Origin of the sequence: Micromonospora sp. NPDC049049, assembly GCF_040649115.1 — a bacterium.
Taxonomy (GTDB): Bacteria; Actinomycetota; Actinomycetes; order Mycobacteriales; family Micromonosporaceae; genus Micromonospora.
Genome location: NZ_JBEZEX010000002.1, coordinates 193,861 through 207,777 on the forward strand (window position 1 = coordinate 193,861; position 13,917 = coordinate 207,777).

A 13,917-nucleotide genomic window follows, 5' to 3' on the forward strand; every position below is an offset into this window, starting at 1 on the left:
CAAGCCGGGCCCGGCAGAGCGCCGAGCTGCCAGCCGGCCGGGCAAAGCGGCGAGCTGCCAGGCAGCTCAGGTGCCGGGGCGGAGCAGCGCCTCGGTGATCTTCTCGCAGTTCTTCATGCCGTAGTCGTAGCCCATGTTGATCGGGTATTTGACCATCACGCCCATCGTCCAGGTGTCACCGATGGCCAGGCAGTTGATGTGCATCTCCTGCTCCTTGGTCCGGTCGATCCACCCGTTCTTGATGGCGATCTTCTTCTGCTCGGAGGCCGGGAAGGCCTTGCGGATGCCGAAGTCGCCGGCTCCGCGAACCAGTTTCATCTCGTTGAGCAGCCACTTGGTCCACTTCGGCCCGGCGGCCGTGCCGGTGACGATGCAGTTGCCCATCCGAGCGGTGTCCCGGGGGGAGAGCGCCGTCCGGCTCCAACCCTTGTCGGGGGCGACGCTGCTGTCGGTCAACTTGCACATGGAGATGAGCCGCTTGATCGACGCTTCCCGGTCGACCTGGTTGTAGAACTGTTCGGCCCGGGTGTTGTCGCTGTCCCGGATGATCCGCGTCGCGTCGGCGAGCTTCGCGTCGCTCGGGGTCTGGCCGGCGTCGGCCGCGCGACGTAGGTAGTCAGCGACGATCCAGGCCTTGATCATCGAGGCGGTCGTGCTGGTCTCGCCCATGTTCTTCGAACCGATGATCTTTCCGGTTCGGCGGTCGAGGACGCTCCAGGAATACCAGCCCTCGATGTTCAGGTCGAGGTCCTTGGCAACGAACGGCAGCGGCTCCAGCGACGGGCTGGGCTTCGGCGACGGCGAGGACGGCTGGCGGGCGCTGCGGTCGGTGCCGGAGCCGGTGGGGCGGTCGCTGGTGCCGGAGCCCGCGTCGCCCCACTGGGCCGCGGCGGACGACTCGAACGGCGACCCGGGCAGCAGTCGCAGCGACACCAGGACCAGCCCGATGAGGATGACCGCGACGGCGATCAGCCGAACCGGGGAGGCCTCGCCGCCGTTGCGGCGGTCGACTCGGCGGTTGCCGGCCATCAGAGCTTTCCGACCGGCTGCTGCGGCACCTTGAGCGCGGCGCCCGGCTGCGGGGTGACCAGTTGGGTGGCCACACTGGCGCAGACCTTCGCGCCGTAGTCCAGACCGGTCCTGATCGGGTAGCGCAGCATCACCGCGAGGCTCCACTTGCTGGTGACGGCGAGGCAGTTGACGTGCCAGTCGCCGTCGCCGTAGATGGGGGTCCAGCCGTTCTTGATGCTGACCGGGCCCTGGGAGGTGATCGACTTGGGTAGACCGTCGATGATCCCCCAGCGGCCACCACCGGACGAGGGTTTCTGGTCCTTGGCCGCGGTGGTACCCCTCACCTTGCTCATCTGGTCCAACACCCACTTGGTCCACTTCGGGCCGGCAGCCTTACCGTCGGCGATGCAGTCGCCGACGCGAGCCGCGTCGCGGGGGGACATCCGGGTGAAACTCCAGAAGCCGGTGTACGGCTTGACGTTGCCGCGCTTGGTGTCGGTCAGCCCACAGATCTTGATCGCCCGCTGGATCACCGCGTCGGGGACGCTGCTGGACGAGGGCTTGTAGGAGCCACCCGCAGCGGCGTGGACCTTGTTGGCCGCTCCGTCGTTGCTGTCGATGATGGCGAGTCGAGCCGCCTCCTTCAACGCTGCGGGCGGCTCCCTGTCGCCGAGCTGTCGCAGGTAGTCGGAGACGATCCACGCCTTGATCATCGACTCGGTGGAGCTGGTCGCGGTCATGTTCGGCGACCCGGAGATCTTGCCCGTCTTCCGGTCCAGCAGGGCCCACGAGAAGAACTCACCCTTGAAGCTCACCGACACCGGGCCGGCGGCCAGGGTGGGCGGCGGTGGTGGAGTGGGCGCGGGCGCGGCCACGCTCGACGTGCCGCCTCCACCGCCTCCGCCGCTGTTGTCGCTGGCGAGCCGGGCGTACGCGGTGGGGACCAGTAGGACGCCGCCGAGCACGACCGCCGTGATGGCGAGCACCAGGGTCACGCGAGATCGCATGAGTGGGTGAACTCCAGGTGTCAGGGCCGGGGGGACCGGCTTGTCGTCGGGACGAGTCGGGTGCGATCGCCGAGGCCGGGGGAGGTGGCCTCTGTGGAGATGTCGACGTCGGCAGCCGATCGGTTGTCCGGCAGAAGTCTACGTCCGGACCGACGGACCGCCAGGGTTCGACACTAGGCAACCTGGGATAAAGGCGGGATATGGGGCCGGTATGAGGTTTTTGCAGTGATTCATCTTTGTTTCGTGGCCTAGGTCACGGCGACGCAGCGGTCCCCAGGTAGCGCAAAGCGCTCATCCGCTCACAGATGGGATGCCCGGATTCCTGTTACACCCCCTGGTGCAACGAGGCGCAAGCTGTAACACTTAGCCTCATGTATGGCAACGACTTCTCCGCCCCGGACGGCGCCACCGACGAGGCGCCCGGCGGCCTGCTGGGCGAGGTCGAGGCCGCCGAGGCCGAGCTGCGCGCAGCGGCGGCGCGCGGGCGGCGTGGCGGACCCGCGCCGGACGAGGACCTGGCGGCGTACTTCGCGGAGGTCGTCGACGCCGAGCAGAAGGTCGAGCCCCGCGACTGGATGCCCGACGCGTACCGGCGGACGCTGATCCGGCAGATCGCCCAGCACGCCCACTCCGAGATCATCGGCATGCAGCCGGAGGGCAACTGGATCAGTCGGGCGCCGTCGCTCAAGCGCAAGGCGATCCTGCTGGCCAAGGTGCAGGACGAGGCGGGTCACGGCCTCTACCTCTACGCCGCCGCCGAGACCCTCGGCATCAGCCGCGACGAGCTGGTCCAGCTGCTGCTCGACGGCCGCCAGAAGTACAGCTCGATCTTCAACTACCCCACTCTGAGCTGGGCCGACGTGGGCGCCATCGGGTGGTTGGTGGACGGCGCGGCGATCGTCAACCAGGTCCCGCTCTGCCGCTGCTCCTACGGCCCGTACGCCCGCGCGATGATCCGGGTCTGCAAGGAGGAGTCGTTCCACCAGCGGCAGGGCTACGAGATCCTGCACACCCTGGCGCACGGCACCCCCGCGCAGCAGGCGATGGCCCAGGACGCGGTGGACCGTTGGTGGTACCCGTCGCTGGCCATGTTCGGCCCGCCGGACGGCGACTCCACGCACTCCGCCCAGTCGATGGCCTGGAAGATCAAGCGCTTCTCGAACGACGATCTGCGCCAACGCTTCGTCGACATGTGCGTCCAGCAGGCCGAGATCCTCGGGCTGCGCATCCCCGATGCTGACCTGCGCTGGAACGACGAGCGGCAGGCGTACGACTACACCCAGCCGGACTATGACGAGCTGAAGCAGGTGATCTCGGGCGACGGGCCGTGCAACCGGGAGCGGATGGCCCACCGCCGGGCCGCGCACGCCGACGGCTCCTGGGTACGCGAGGCCGCCGCGGCGTACGCCGCGAAGCGGGCGGGACAGAAGGAGACGGTGGCCGCGTGAGCGAGCGTAGCGAGCAAGCCGGACAACCCGGCATGACGAGTCATTCGCCTTTGTGGGAGGTCTTCGTGCGGGCCCGGCGTGGGCTGTCGCACACGCACGTCGGCAGCCTGCACGCGCCCGACGCCGAGCTTGCCCTGCGCAACGCCCGGGACCTCTACACCCGCCGCCAGGAGGGTGTGTCGATCTGGGTGGTGCCGGCCGGTGCGATCACCGCGTCCAGCCCGGACGAGAAGGACGCCTTCTTCGACCCGGCCGCCGACAAGGTCTACCGCCATCCCACCTTCTACGAGGTGCCGGACGGGGTGGCCCACCTGTGAGCGAGCGGAGCGAGCGAACCAGCCAGCACAGCAACGTGGCGCTTCGCGTCGTCGCCGAGCGCAGCGAGGTGACGGCGTGAACGGGCCCTTCGACTTCACCCTCTCGCTCGCCGACGACGCGTTGATCGCGGCCCAGCGGCTGGCCGAGTGGACCACCCGCGCGCCGGAGATGGAAGAGGACATCGCGCTCGCGAACATCGCCCTCGACCAGCTCGGGGCGGCGCGGCTGCTGCTGTCGTACGCCGGCGAGTTGGAGGGCGCCGGCCGCGACGAGGACGCGCTGGCGTACCTGCGCGACGACCGCGAGTTCCGCAACGCGCTACTGGTCGAGCTGCCCAACGACGACTTCGCGGTGACGATGGCGAAGCTGTTCTTCCTGGCGGCGTACCAACTGCCGTTGTACACGGCGCTGGCCGGCTGCGCGGACGAGCGGCTGGCCGCGATCGGCGCGAAGGCGCGCAAGGAGTCGGCGTACCACCTGGACCACGGCGCGCTGTGGGTGAAGCGGCTCGGTGACGGCACCGAGGAGTCGCATCGTCGGATGCAGGCTGCCGTCGACCAGGTGTGGCCGTACACCCATGAGCTGTTCGCCGCGGACCCGGCGGCTCCGGTGGATCCGGCCACCCTGCGGTCCTCGTTCGACGAGGTCGTCGGCCCGGTGCTGGCCGAGGCGACGCTCACCCAGCCGGGCGGTTCCTGGGCCCCGGCCGGTGGGCGGGCCGGTGTGCACACCGAGCACCTGGCCTACCTGCTCGCCGAGATGCAGGTGTTGCACCGCGCCCACCCGGGAGCGAAGTGGTGAGCGCGCCGAGCGCGAGCCCGGCTATCGCTGACCGCGCCGGCAGGGCGAGCGCACGGGAGGCCGCCGCCAGCGTCGTGGACCCGGAGATCCGGGTCATCACCATCGACGAGCTGGGCATCCTGCGGGCGGTCGAGGAGGATCCGGCCAGTGGCCGGGTGATCGTCACCATCACCCCGACCTACACCGGCTGCCCGGCGATGGACGTGATCCGGGCCGACATCCGCCGCGCGCTCGCCGCCGCCGGCCACCCGGACGCGCAGGTCCAGACCGTCTACAGCCCACCGTGGAGCACCGACTGGATCTCCGAGGGTGGGCGGGCCAAGCTCGCCGCCGCCGGGATCGCCCCGCCGGCCCCGGTGCCCGCCGCCGGCGTCGTGTCCCTGACGCTCGCGGTCCGCTGCCCGCAGTGCGGTTCACCCGAGACCGAGCAGGTCAGCCGGTTCGGTTCCACAGCGTGCAAGGCGTTGTGGCGGTGCCGTTCCTGCTCCGAACCCTTCGACCACCTGAAGGCGCTGTGACTGTCACCATCACCCGCCCGGTTCGCCGCCGGCCGGTCTTCCACCCGTTGTCCGTCGCCGCCGTCGACCGGCTCACCGACGACTCCGTGGCGGTGACCTTCGCCGTACCCGAAGAACTGCGGGAAACCTTCGCGTTCCGCGCCGGCCAGCACCTCACCGTGCGGCGAGCCGCAGAGGACGGCACGGACGTGCGCCGGTCGTACTCGATCTGCTCCACCCCCGACGACCTCGCCCGGCACGGCCGGTTGCGGATCGGGGTGCGGGAGATCCCCGGCGGCGCCTTCTCGGCGTTCGCGTGCGGGGCGCTGCGCGGCGGCGACACCGTGGAGGTGCTGCCGCCGCTGGGCACCTTCACCACGGCGTTCGCGCCGGACCGAGCGCGGCACTACGGCGCGGTCGTCGCCGGCTCCGGCATCACCCCGGTGCTCGGGCTGGTCGCGACCGCCCTGGCCGTCGAGCCGGCCAGCACCTTCACCCTGGTGTACGGCAACCGCACGGCGAACACCGTGATGTTCGCCGAGGAACTGGCCGACCTGAAGGACCGTTACCCCACCCGGCTGCACCTGGTGCACGTCCTCTCCCGGGAACAGGGCGAGTCGCCGCTGCTCTCCGGTCGGATCGACGCCGAGCGGCTGGGCCGGTTGCTGGGCACCATCGTGCCGGGCGACCTGATCGAGGAGTGGTTCCTCTGCGGCCCGTACGGCATGGTGGTCGACGTCCGGGACGTGCTGACCGCACGCGGGCTGCCCGAGTCGGCGGTGCACACCGAGCTGTTCCACGTCGACACGCCACCGGAGCCGGTGCGCCGACCGGTCGACCAGGCGGGCGCCGGGGCCGAGGTGACCATCGTGCTGGACGGCCGGTCGTCGAGCTTCACCATGGGCCGCGAGGAACGGGTGCTGGACGCCGCGCTGAAGGTGCGAGGTGAGCTGCCGTACGCCTGCAAGGGTGGCGTCTGCTCGACCTGCAAGGCGAAGGTCGTGGACGGCGCGGTCACGATGGCCCGCAACTACGCACTGGAGCCCGACGAACTGGCCGCCGGCTACGTGCTGACCTGCCAGTCCAGCCCGACCACCGACAGGCTCACTGTCGACTACGACGCCTGAGAGTGCTTCAGAGAGAGCTGCCTGAGCGGGTGGACAGCCTCTCTTGTGAGACTCGCCGTTGGGTGTTCCACGGAACGGCCCAATTCCTTGCCCGTCGGAGACGGGCAGAGGTAGCCTGCTACTGCCAGGAGCATTAGCTCCTTGGAAGTGGACCCGGCAGCCTTCCGGACGGTGGGTGGGCCGGGTCTCGCGTTTTTGGGCGTTGTCAGACCTGCCGAGACTCACTGACGATCCGTTGCACGGATGTCTTCCATCGGCCACCCTTGGCCCAGCACCAGGCTAGTGCGTCGGGAATGGCCAGCAGGCACTCCTCGTGCGCTCGCAGGTGGTTGTAACGAAGGGTCCCCGAGATTCCCGACTTTCTCACCTGCTCGAAGAGCAGACGCTGGTCGGCTTGCAACGTCGAATCATCACGTTCCAGAACAAGGCGTCCAGCGCCTATCTTCGCTGCGTGCTCCACGAGCTCGATGAGGCAGGCCTCGCGTGCCGCCCTCGGGTCACGGTGTCTCTTCGCATCGAAGATCACCGCATAAGCAGACAGCGTGACGACAGCAGCAACTATCTGCCGGCGTCGATCGTCTCTCTCCTTGTGGAAGTGGATTCGGCGCTGACCCGGGAGAATCAGGTCGCGGATGGTCCGCCGGGCAGCAGCCAGGTCAGCCGGCAGTACGACCGCAGCCGCGACGAGAAGCCCTCGCTCCTTGGTTTCGTCCACGAAGACATGCGCGTTCATCGCGCGCGGTCCCTTCCTCTGGCGGCCAAAGGGCTCGGGTCAGGCGTTGACGATGTCCCGGATCCGGTCAAGCCTCTGTTGGGGACTCAGCGCTTCGAGGTGCTTGGTGTCGATGGCGTCGAGTTCTGCCCGAACGTCGCAGCTGTCAGGCTGAAGCACAGCGTCGATCACCCGTGCCCGGGATCCCCCGTCTCGAACGTAGATCCACACCGTCTGCGACTGGCGTGGCTCAGTGTTGAGTTCGGCGTCGAGACGTTCCGGAGGGAAGAAGCCCAGGCCGGTCGCCCTGAGCCTGTCGGCGATCTCCACCAGGACCCAACGGCCCAGCTTGCGGTAGCCCAACTCTCCCCGTAACTCGCCGAGGGTTGCTTCCGTTAGCCCGCCGTCGGCCCGGCATCGGGCGGCAATGCCCGGAGCGGTATCCATCTCGCTCATGTCGCACCTCTCCCGCACGTCGATGCCGTGGAGAGAATGTTCGCGTTCGACAGAACATCTTGTCAAGGCTGTATCAGCAAGTTATAGATGATCTCGAAATATAATAGGGACCCAGCTTGGGTCACATCCATGTCACCGGGCCGAGAGGTAGGCGAGGGGGCGACGTAGGCTCGGGGTGTGACGGTGAGCCGGGAGATCGACGACATCCTGCAGCGCGGCGCGGACGGCGGGCGGATCACGCCCGAGGAGGCGCTGCTGCTCTACACCGAGGCGCCCTTCCACGCGTTGGGCGAGGCGGCGGACGCGGTGCGCCGGCGGCGCTACCCGGACAACGTCGTCACCTACCTGATCGACCGCAACATCAACTACACGAACGTCTGCGTGACGGCGTGCAAGTTCTGCGCGTTCTACCGGGCGCCCAAGCACAAGGAAGGGTGGACCCACCCGACCGAGGAGATCCTGCGCCGCTGCGGCGAGGCGGTCGAGCTGGGCGCCACCCAGGTGATGCTCCAGGGCGGGCACCACCCGGACTACGGCGTGGAGTACTACGAGGAGCTGTTCTCCTCGGTCAAGCAGGCGTACCCGCAGCTGGTCATCCACTCGATCGGCCCCAGCGAGATCCTGCACATGGCCAAGGTCTCCGGAGTGAGCCTGGACGAGGCCATCGCCCGGATCAAGACCGCCGGCCTGGACTCGATCGCCGGCGCCGGCGCGGAGATGCTGCCCGAGCGGCCCCGCAAGGCGATCGCCCCCCTCAAGGAGTCGGGCGAGCGCTGGCTGGAGGTCATGGAGCTGGCCCACCGGCAGGGCATCGAGTCGACCGCCACCATGATGATGGGCACCGGCGAGACGCACGCCGAGCGGATCGAGCACCTGCGCATGATCCGTGACGTGCAGGACCGCACCGGCGGTTTCCGGTCGTTCATCCCGTGGACGTACCAGCCGGAGAACAACCACCTGAAGGGCCGTACCCAGGCGACCACCCTGGAATACCTGCGGCTGGTCGCGGTGGCCCGGCTCTTCTTCGAGACCGTGCCGCACCTGCAGGCGTCCTGGTTGACCACCGGCAAGGACGTCGGGCAGCTTTCGCTGCACATGGGCGTGGACGACCTCGGGTCGATCATGCTGGAGGAGAACGTCATCTCCTCCGCCGGTGCCCGGCACCGCTCCAATCTGCACGAGCTGATCGGCATGATCCGCTCGGCGGACCGGATCCCCGCGCAGCGCGACACCCTCTACAACCGGCTCGCCGTGCACCACACGCCGGCCGACGACCCGACCGACGAGCGGGTGGTCTCGCACTTCTCCTCGATCGCGCTGCCCGGCGGAGGCGCGGGCCGATCCCTGCCGCTGGTGGACGTCAGCTGACGGTCTACACCCGGCCGTTCGGCTGATCGACGCTCATGCTCCCGCCGGGTCACCCCGGCGGTACGGGTGGTCCCCGCCGCCGCAGCGTCAGCCTCTCCGGTCTGGGGCTGGTGGAGATGATCGTCGGCGGCTAGCGTCCCGGCTCATATTCGTCGCCACCGTCGACGGAAGAGGCTGTCCTCCATCGGCCCGCTGCGGGTCGTTCATATAACGCACGGCAGTACGGGCGGGATGGGTGACCATCCCGCCCGTACTGTCTGCGCAGCTTGGGCCGGACGGACGAAAACGGCTCCGCCCGCTGGCGTGGAAGATCGGCCTCCGATAGCGTCCGCTCGTTCCGCAACCATTCTTCCTTCCCTACCCCCGGGGGACTGATGACAGCGTTCCACCGCTCGACGCTGGTGCGCGCCAGCGTCGTGGCGCTGCTCGCGGCCGGCGGCATCGCCGCCGTGGCCGCCCCAGTGCTGGCGGCCGAGCAGGCCGATCTGGCTCTGGTGCCGCTCAGCTACAACCTGGCCAAGGGTGTCACGGAGGCCAAGAGCAAGCCGTTCAAGTTCTCCGTCGACAACAGCCGGAGCGAGGAAGACGCCAAGGGTGTCAGTTACACGGTAGACACCAGCAAGCTGAAGACGAACAAGGTCCGGGTCGTGGTGCCCGACGGCTGTCGGGTGAACGGCAAGAAGTTCACCTGCCGCCTCGGCGACCTGGCCGCCGGCACCAGCGAGGACTTCGGTATCCCGATCTTCTCCACCGGTGGCAAGGGCGCCGCGGGCACCCTGGTGGTCACCATCCGCTCGGCCACCGAGGACCCCAACAAGGAAGACAACAAGGTCGAGCACGACATCACCGTCACCGAGCCCGGGTACGACCTGACCAGTTGGGTGCAGGACGTCAACGCCAACGTCGTGCTGAACGGCGTCAACGGCGATGACCCCGACCTTCGGCCGGTGCGGCCGGGCGAGACGGTGCCGGTCGACTGGGCCGTCTACAACGACGGCAGCCGCAAGGCCACCGGTCTCGCCTACGTGCTGACCCTGCCGGCGGGCGTCACCTTCGACACCCTGCCCGACACGTGCACCACTCAGACGTTCGGTGTCGTTCAGGCGCTCTGCCAGGACGACGGCGCGGTGATCCGCCCCGGTGACTACTACACCGCGGACATCAAGGTGACAGTCGGCAAGGACGTCACCGAGCCCGTGCTGCGGGTCGGCGAGCTCGTGGCGCACGGCCTGGACGCGGCAGCGGGCAAGCCCGAGGAGCAGCCACGACGGGCCAGCACCGCCCAGCGGAAGGCCTTCACCGAGGTCGACGAGGGCGACAACCAGGCGATCTTCGACGTCTTCGTCGACCAGACCGTCGACCCGACGCCGACGGCCACCCCGACCGAGTCGCCGACGCCGACGCCGACGGTCACCCCGACGGAGACGCCGACCCCGACTCCGACCGTCACCCCGACGGAGACGCCGACCCCGACGGAGACGCCGACGGAGACGCCGACGCCGACTCCGACCGTCACCCCGACGGAGACGCCGACCCCGACGGAGACGCCGACGCCGACGGTCACTCCGACCGAGTCGCCGACGCCGACGGAGACGCCGACGCCGACGGTCACCCCGACCGAGACGCCGACGGCGCCGCCGACCCCGACGCCGACGGTCACCCCCACGGCGACGCCGACCCCGACGGTCACCCCGACCGAGACGCCCACGGTTAGGCCGACCCCGACCGCAACGCAGACGCCGACGGCCACTCCGACCGCGACGGTGACCCCGACGGCGACTGCCACTCCTACGCCGATCCCCAGCGGTACGACGACGCCGGGCACGACCGTCTCGCCGGGTGCCGGTGATGGTTCCACCGGTGGTGGCTCGGGCGGTGGCGGCCTGCCGGTGACCGGTGTGCAGGTTGGCCTGATCGGCGGCATCGGCGTGATCATCCTGCTGGTGGGTGGGGCGCTGCTGGTGCTCACGCGTCGCCGCAAGGTGGTCCTGGTCTCGCCGACGGACGAGAAGTCGACCGACTGACCCCGGTGTCCTGACCAGCGGCGCGCACGAGCGGCGCGACCGCGACGGGTGCGATGGCGACAGGCGTTCTGACCGAGGTGTCACGGACGCGGGTACGACGCGAGGGCGGGGTGGGCGACCACCCCGCCCTTTCGCGTACGGGGTGCGGGCCGCCCACCCAGCGAACGTCGGTTGGCGGGCGGCTGGCAGAGTGAGGGGGTGAGCCGTACCCCGCAGGGCCAGCGCGCCAGTCTGGACAAGCAGCCGCACGAGGTCGCCGCGATGTTCGACGGCGTGGCAGAGCGTTACGACCTGACCAACACGGTGATCTCGCTGGGCCAGGATCGCTCCTGGCGGCGGGCCACCCGGGCGGCGCTCGGGCTGCGGCCGGGCGAGCGGGTGCTGGACGTGGGCGCGGGCACCGGCGTCTCGACGCGCGAGCTGGCCCAGTCCGGGGCGTACGCGGTCGGGGTCGACCTGTCCCTGGGCATGTTGCACACCGGCAAGCGGGCCCGGCCCGAGGTGCCGCTGCTGGCGGGCGACGCGCTGCGGCTGCCGTTCGCCGACGCGAGCTTCGACGCGGTGACCATCTCCTTCGCGCTGCGCAACGTCAACGACACCGACGCGGCGCTGCGCGAGCTGGCCCGGGTGACCCGGCCGGGCGGCCGGCTGGTGGTCTGCGAGTTCAGCACCCCGGTCAATCCGGTCTTCCGGACGGTCTACCTGTCGTACCTGATGCGGTCGCTGCCGGCGGTGGCCCGCACGGTGTCGAGCAACCCCGAGGCGTACGTCTATCTCGCCGAGTCGGTCCGCGCCTGGCCGGCGCAGTCCGCGCTGGCCGGCCGGGTGGCCGCGGCCGGGTGGGGGCGCGTGGCGTGGCGCAACCTGACCGGTGGCGTGGTGGCCCTGCACCGGGGGATCCGCGAGTAGCTGGCGGACCGCACCAATCGGCACTGACAATTATTCAGGTTCCGTAAATATCGGACTTGGTCCACTTTGCCCGGTACGCTCGATCGCATGACCGGAGCAGACCCGGCGGACCCGGTGGCCGCGACCGATGACGACGCGGCCGAGCTCATCTCCCAGTTGCGCCAGTTGGCCGGGGCCGACCCGGTGGAGGTCCGGCAGGTGGTCGCCGAGGTTCTGGCGGCACTGGACCGGGCGGCGGGTGGGGCGCTCCGCGAGCATCTACCGGAGACAATTCGGGTCGATGCGGGCCTGGACGCCTCCAGCCCGGCCTGACACCTGACCGCTGTGGACGGTGGTGAGGTGTCACATCGGCGAGTTAGGTACCCCTGATCCTGCGCTGGTATGACGCCGGTCATACACTCGTCCCGTCTGGCTTGTGAAGCATTTCACGAGCGTGCGGGAGGAGGCGCGGATGACCGCGGTGGAACATGACGCCGACGTCATTGTCGTGGGCGCCGGTCCCGGTGGATCAGCGACTGCGTACCACCTGGCCCGGCACGGCGTACGGGTGCTGTTGTTGGAGAAGACCGAGTTCCCCCGGGAGAAGGTCTGCGGCGACGGGTTGACCCCGCGCGCGGTGCGCCAGCTCATCCGCATGGGTGTGGACACCTCGCCCGAGGCGGGCTGGCTGCACAACCGCGGCCTGCGGGTCATCGGCGGTGGGGTGCGCCTCGAACTGGACTGGCCGGAGCTGGCCAGCTTCCCCAACTACGGTCTGGTGCGCACGCGCCTGGACTTCGACGACCTGCTCGCCCAGAGGGCGGTGGCTGCCGGCGCGAAGCTTCGGACCAGCGTCAACGTGCTGGGCCCGGTGCTCGACGGCGATGGCCGCGTCACCGGCGTCGAGGCGGAGGTCGGGCCGGGCAAGGAGCCCACCACCTTCCACGCCCCGCTGGTCGTCGCGGCGGACGGCGTCTCCGGCCGGTTCCCGCTGGCGCTCGGGCTGGCCAAGCGGGAGGACCGGCCGATCGGTGTCGCCGTCCGCCGCTACTACCGCTCGCCGGCCAAGCACGAGGACAACTACCTGGAGTCCTGGCTGGAGCTGCGCAGCAAGGACAGCGGTGACAACCTGCTGCCCGGGTACGGCTGGATCTTCGGCCTCGGTGACGGGCGGGTCAACGTCGGGCTCGGCGTGCTCAACTCGTCCTCGGCGTTCGGCAAGACCAACTACCGCCGGCTGCTGACCGACTGGCTCGCCAACACCCCCGAGGACTGGGGGATGACCGACGAGACCAACGCCGACGGCCCGATCCTCGGTGCCGCGCTGCCGATGGGCTTCAACCGGGTGCCCCACTACACCCGGGGAGTGCTGCTGGTCGGCGACTCGGGCGGCATGGTGAACCCGTTCAACGGCGAGGGCATCGCGTACGCGATGGAGTCCGGCGAACTGGCCGCGGAGGTCGTGGTCCAGGCTCTCGCCCGGCCGGCCGGCCCGGAACGCGAGCGCGCGCTGCTGGCGTACCCGAACGAGTTGAAGGCCCGGCTCGGTGGCTACTACCGGCTGGGCGGCATCTTCGTGAAACTGATCGGCCGCCCCGAGATCATGCGGATCGCCACCAAACACGGCATGCCACACCCGACGCTGATGCGTTTCGTGCTCAAGCTGTTGGCCAACCTGACCGACCCGCGCGGCGGGGACGCGATGGATCGGGTCATCAACGCGATGACGAAGGCCGCCCCAGCCGTATAAGTAGGACGGCATCGGTGCTGGTCAAGGCCCCGATGCCGACAAAGATCGACCCCCGCCGACTGCCACTGCGAGGGACGTGAATAGTGTGATTTTCGTCAAGCACCGAGGGCAGGGAAGGACGAGCAGGAGAAAACGATGTCGCTCTCGCCTTACGCACCGATCATCGGGCTGTTCGCCCTCGCCGCGGCGTTCTCGCTGTTTTCCGTCGGCGCCGCCCGCTTCGCCGGTCCCCGTCGCTACAACAAGGCCAAACTCGAGGCTTACGAGTGCGGCATCGAGCCCAGCCCGCAGCCGGTCGGCGGCGGGCGGTTCCCGATCAAGTTCTACCTGACGGCGATGCTCTTCATCGTCTTCGACATCGAGATCATCTTCCTCTACCCCTGGGCGGTCTCGTTCGACGCTCTGCCGATCTTCGGCTTCGTGGAGATGGTCCTGTTCATCGTCGCGGTCTTCGTTGCGTACGCCTACGTGTGGCGGCGCGGCGGCCTGGACTGGGACTGAGGAAGGAAC

The 13,917-nt window shown here is 69.4% G+C and carries 14 protein-coding genes and 1 pseudogene; 11 read left to right on the forward strand and 4 right to left on the reverse strand.

Annotation, left to right across the window (positions count from 1 at the left end; genetic code table 11):
• Window positions 1-66: 66 nt before the first annotated feature.
• Both AB0B68_RS03315 and AB0B68_RS03320 read right to left on the reverse strand, forming a co-directional pair.
• A complete protein-coding gene (locus tag AB0B68_RS03315) occupies window positions 67-1,029 on the reverse strand; it encodes a hypothetical protein (RefSeq protein WP_357196594.1) in 963 nt (320 codons plus the stop codon).
• Window positions 1,029-2,018: a hypothetical protein gene (locus tag AB0B68_RS03320; RefSeq protein WP_357257654.1), complete on the reverse strand. Its 990-nt coding sequence runs from the start codon at window positions 2,016-2,018 to the stop codon at window positions 1,029-1,031. The genes AB0B68_RS03315 and AB0B68_RS03320 overlap by 1 nt, the downstream gene beginning before the upstream one ends.
• Before the next feature lie 371 nt (window positions 2,019-2,389).
• On the opposite strand from AB0B68_RS03320, the gene paaA reads away from it, so the two are divergent.
• The 5 genes from paaA (at window position 2,390) to paaE (ending at window position 6,209) form a co-directional block, all read left to right on the forward strand.
• Window positions 2,390-3,466 (forward strand): 1,2-phenylacetyl-CoA epoxidase subunit PaaA, encoded by a 1,077-nt coding sequence (gene paaA / locus AB0B68_RS03325; RefSeq protein ID WP_357196590.1) that lies wholly within the window; start codon window positions 2,390-2,392, stop codon window positions 3,464-3,466.
• Window positions 3,467-3,498: 32 nt separating this feature from the next.
• Entirely contained in the window at window positions 3,499-3,783 is a 285-nt protein-coding gene (paaB, locus tag AB0B68_RS03330) for a 1,2-phenylacetyl-CoA epoxidase subunit PaaB (protein WP_238668904.1), read from the forward strand.
• Window positions 3,784-3,859: 76 nt separating this feature from the next.
• Window positions 3,860-4,585 carry a 1,2-phenylacetyl-CoA epoxidase subunit PaaC gene (paaC, locus tag AB0B68_RS03335; protein WP_357231662.1) on the forward strand — a complete coding sequence of 242 codons (726 nt, stop codon included), beginning with the start codon at window positions 3,860-3,862 and terminating at the stop codon, window positions 4,583-4,585.
• A gap of 23 nt (window positions 4,586-4,608) precedes the next feature.
• The gene (gene paaD / locus AB0B68_RS03340; protein WP_357196641.1) at window positions 4,609-5,103 is read left to right on the forward strand and encodes a 1,2-phenylacetyl-CoA epoxidase subunit PaaD; all 495 of its coding nucleotides are present in this window, start codon (window positions 4,609-4,611) and stop codon (window positions 5,101-5,103) included.
• A complete protein-coding gene (gene paaE, locus AB0B68_RS03345) occupies window positions 5,100-6,209 on the forward strand; it encodes a 1,2-phenylacetyl-CoA epoxidase subunit PaaE (RefSeq protein WP_355004842.1) in 1,110 nt (369 codons plus the stop codon). Before paaD ends, paaE begins: the two co-directional genes overlap by 4 nt.
• A 205-nt stretch (window positions 6,210-6,414) precedes the next feature.
• On the opposite strand, the gene AB0B68_RS03350 is transcribed toward paaE, so the two are convergent.
• Together AB0B68_RS03350 and AB0B68_RS03355 are read right to left on the reverse strand one after the other, a co-directional pair.
• Complete coding sequence (locus AB0B68_RS03350; protein ID WP_357257657.1) at window positions 6,415-6,942, reverse strand: hypothetical protein; 528 nt, start codon at window positions 6,940-6,942, stop codon at window positions 6,415-6,417.
• A gap of 39 nt (window positions 6,943-6,981) precedes the next feature.
• Window positions 6,982-7,377 carry a hypothetical protein gene (locus AB0B68_RS03355; RefSeq protein WP_357257659.1) on the reverse strand — a complete coding sequence of 132 codons (396 nt, stop codon included), beginning with the start codon at window positions 7,375-7,377 and terminating at the stop codon, window positions 6,982-6,984.
• Window positions 7,378-7,554: 177 nt separating this feature from the next.
• Here AB0B68_RS03355 and mqnC point away from each other — a divergent pair, with 177 nt between their 5' ends.
• The 6 genes and pseudogenes from mqnC (at window position 7,555) to AB0B68_RS03385 (ending at window position 13,908) form a co-directional block, all read left to right on the forward strand.
• A complete protein-coding gene (mqnC, locus tag AB0B68_RS03360) occupies window positions 7,555-8,745 on the forward strand; it encodes a cyclic dehypoxanthinyl futalosine synthase (RefSeq protein ID WP_355004843.1) in 1,191 nt (396 codons plus the stop codon).
• 374 nt (window positions 8,746-9,119) lie between these two features.
• Window positions 9,120-10,199 (forward strand): annotated as a pseudogene (locus AB0B68_RS03365) (cell wall anchor protein); the annotation flags it as partial.
• 768 nt (window positions 10,200-10,967) lie between these two features.
• A complete protein-coding gene (locus AB0B68_RS03370) occupies window positions 10,968-11,678 on the forward strand; it encodes a demethylmenaquinone methyltransferase (protein ID WP_196920656.1) in 711 nt (236 codons plus the stop codon).
• An 87-nt stretch (window positions 11,679-11,765) separates the two neighbouring features.
• Window positions 11,766-11,990 carry a hypothetical protein gene (locus AB0B68_RS03375; protein ID WP_357196577.1) on the forward strand — a complete coding sequence of 75 codons (225 nt, stop codon included), beginning with the start codon at window positions 11,766-11,768 and terminating at the stop codon, window positions 11,988-11,990.
• 139 nt (window positions 11,991-12,129) lie between these two features.
• Complete coding sequence (locus tag AB0B68_RS03380; RefSeq protein WP_357196575.1) at window positions 12,130-13,407, forward strand: geranylgeranyl reductase family protein; 1,278 nt, start codon at window positions 12,130-12,132, stop codon at window positions 13,405-13,407.
• 135 nt (window positions 13,408-13,542) lie between these two features.
• Window positions 13,543-13,908 carry an NADH-quinone oxidoreductase subunit A gene (locus tag AB0B68_RS03385; protein ID WP_007454588.1) on the forward strand — a complete coding sequence of 122 codons (366 nt, stop codon included), beginning with the start codon at window positions 13,543-13,545 and terminating at the stop codon, window positions 13,906-13,908.
• The last annotated feature ends 9 nt before the right edge of the window (window positions 13,909-13,917 follow it).

Bases quoted from the DNA above. Each gene is read 5' to 3' on its own strand.
- paaB (WP_238668904.1), top strand. From the start codon at position 3,499: ATGACGAGTCATTCGCCTTTGTGGGAGGTCTTCGTGCGGGCCCGGCGT.
- AB0B68_RS03385 (WP_007454588.1), top strand. From the start codon at position 13,543: ATGTCGCTCTCGCCTTACGCACCGATCATCGGGCTGTTCGCCCTCGCC.
- AB0B68_RS03315 (WP_357196594.1), bottom strand. From the start codon at position 1,029: ATGGCCGGCAACCGCCGAGTCGACCGCCGCAACGGCGGCGAGGCCTCC.
- AB0B68_RS03350 (WP_357257657.1), bottom strand. From the start codon at position 6,942: ATGAACGCGCATGTCTTCGTGGACGAAACCAAGGAGCGAGGGCTTCTC.
- AB0B68_RS03380 (WP_357196575.1), top strand. From the start codon at position 12,130: ATGACCGCGGTGGAACATGACGCCGACGTCATTGTCGTGGGCGCCGGT.
- AB0B68_RS03375 (WP_357196577.1), top strand. From the start codon at position 11,766: ATGACCGGAGCAGACCCGGCGGACCCGGTGGCCGCGACCGATGACGAC.
- paaA (WP_357196590.1), top strand. From the start codon at position 2,390: ATGTATGGCAACGACTTCTCCGCCCCGGACGGCGCCACCGACGAGGCG.
- AB0B68_RS03320 (WP_357257654.1), bottom strand. From the start codon at position 2,018: ATGCGATCTCGCGTGACCCTGGTGCTCGCCATCACGGCGGTCGTGCTC.
- AB0B68_RS03355 (WP_357257659.1), bottom strand. From the start codon at position 7,377: ATGAGCGAGATGGATACCGCTCCGGGCATTGCCGCCCGATGCCGGGCC.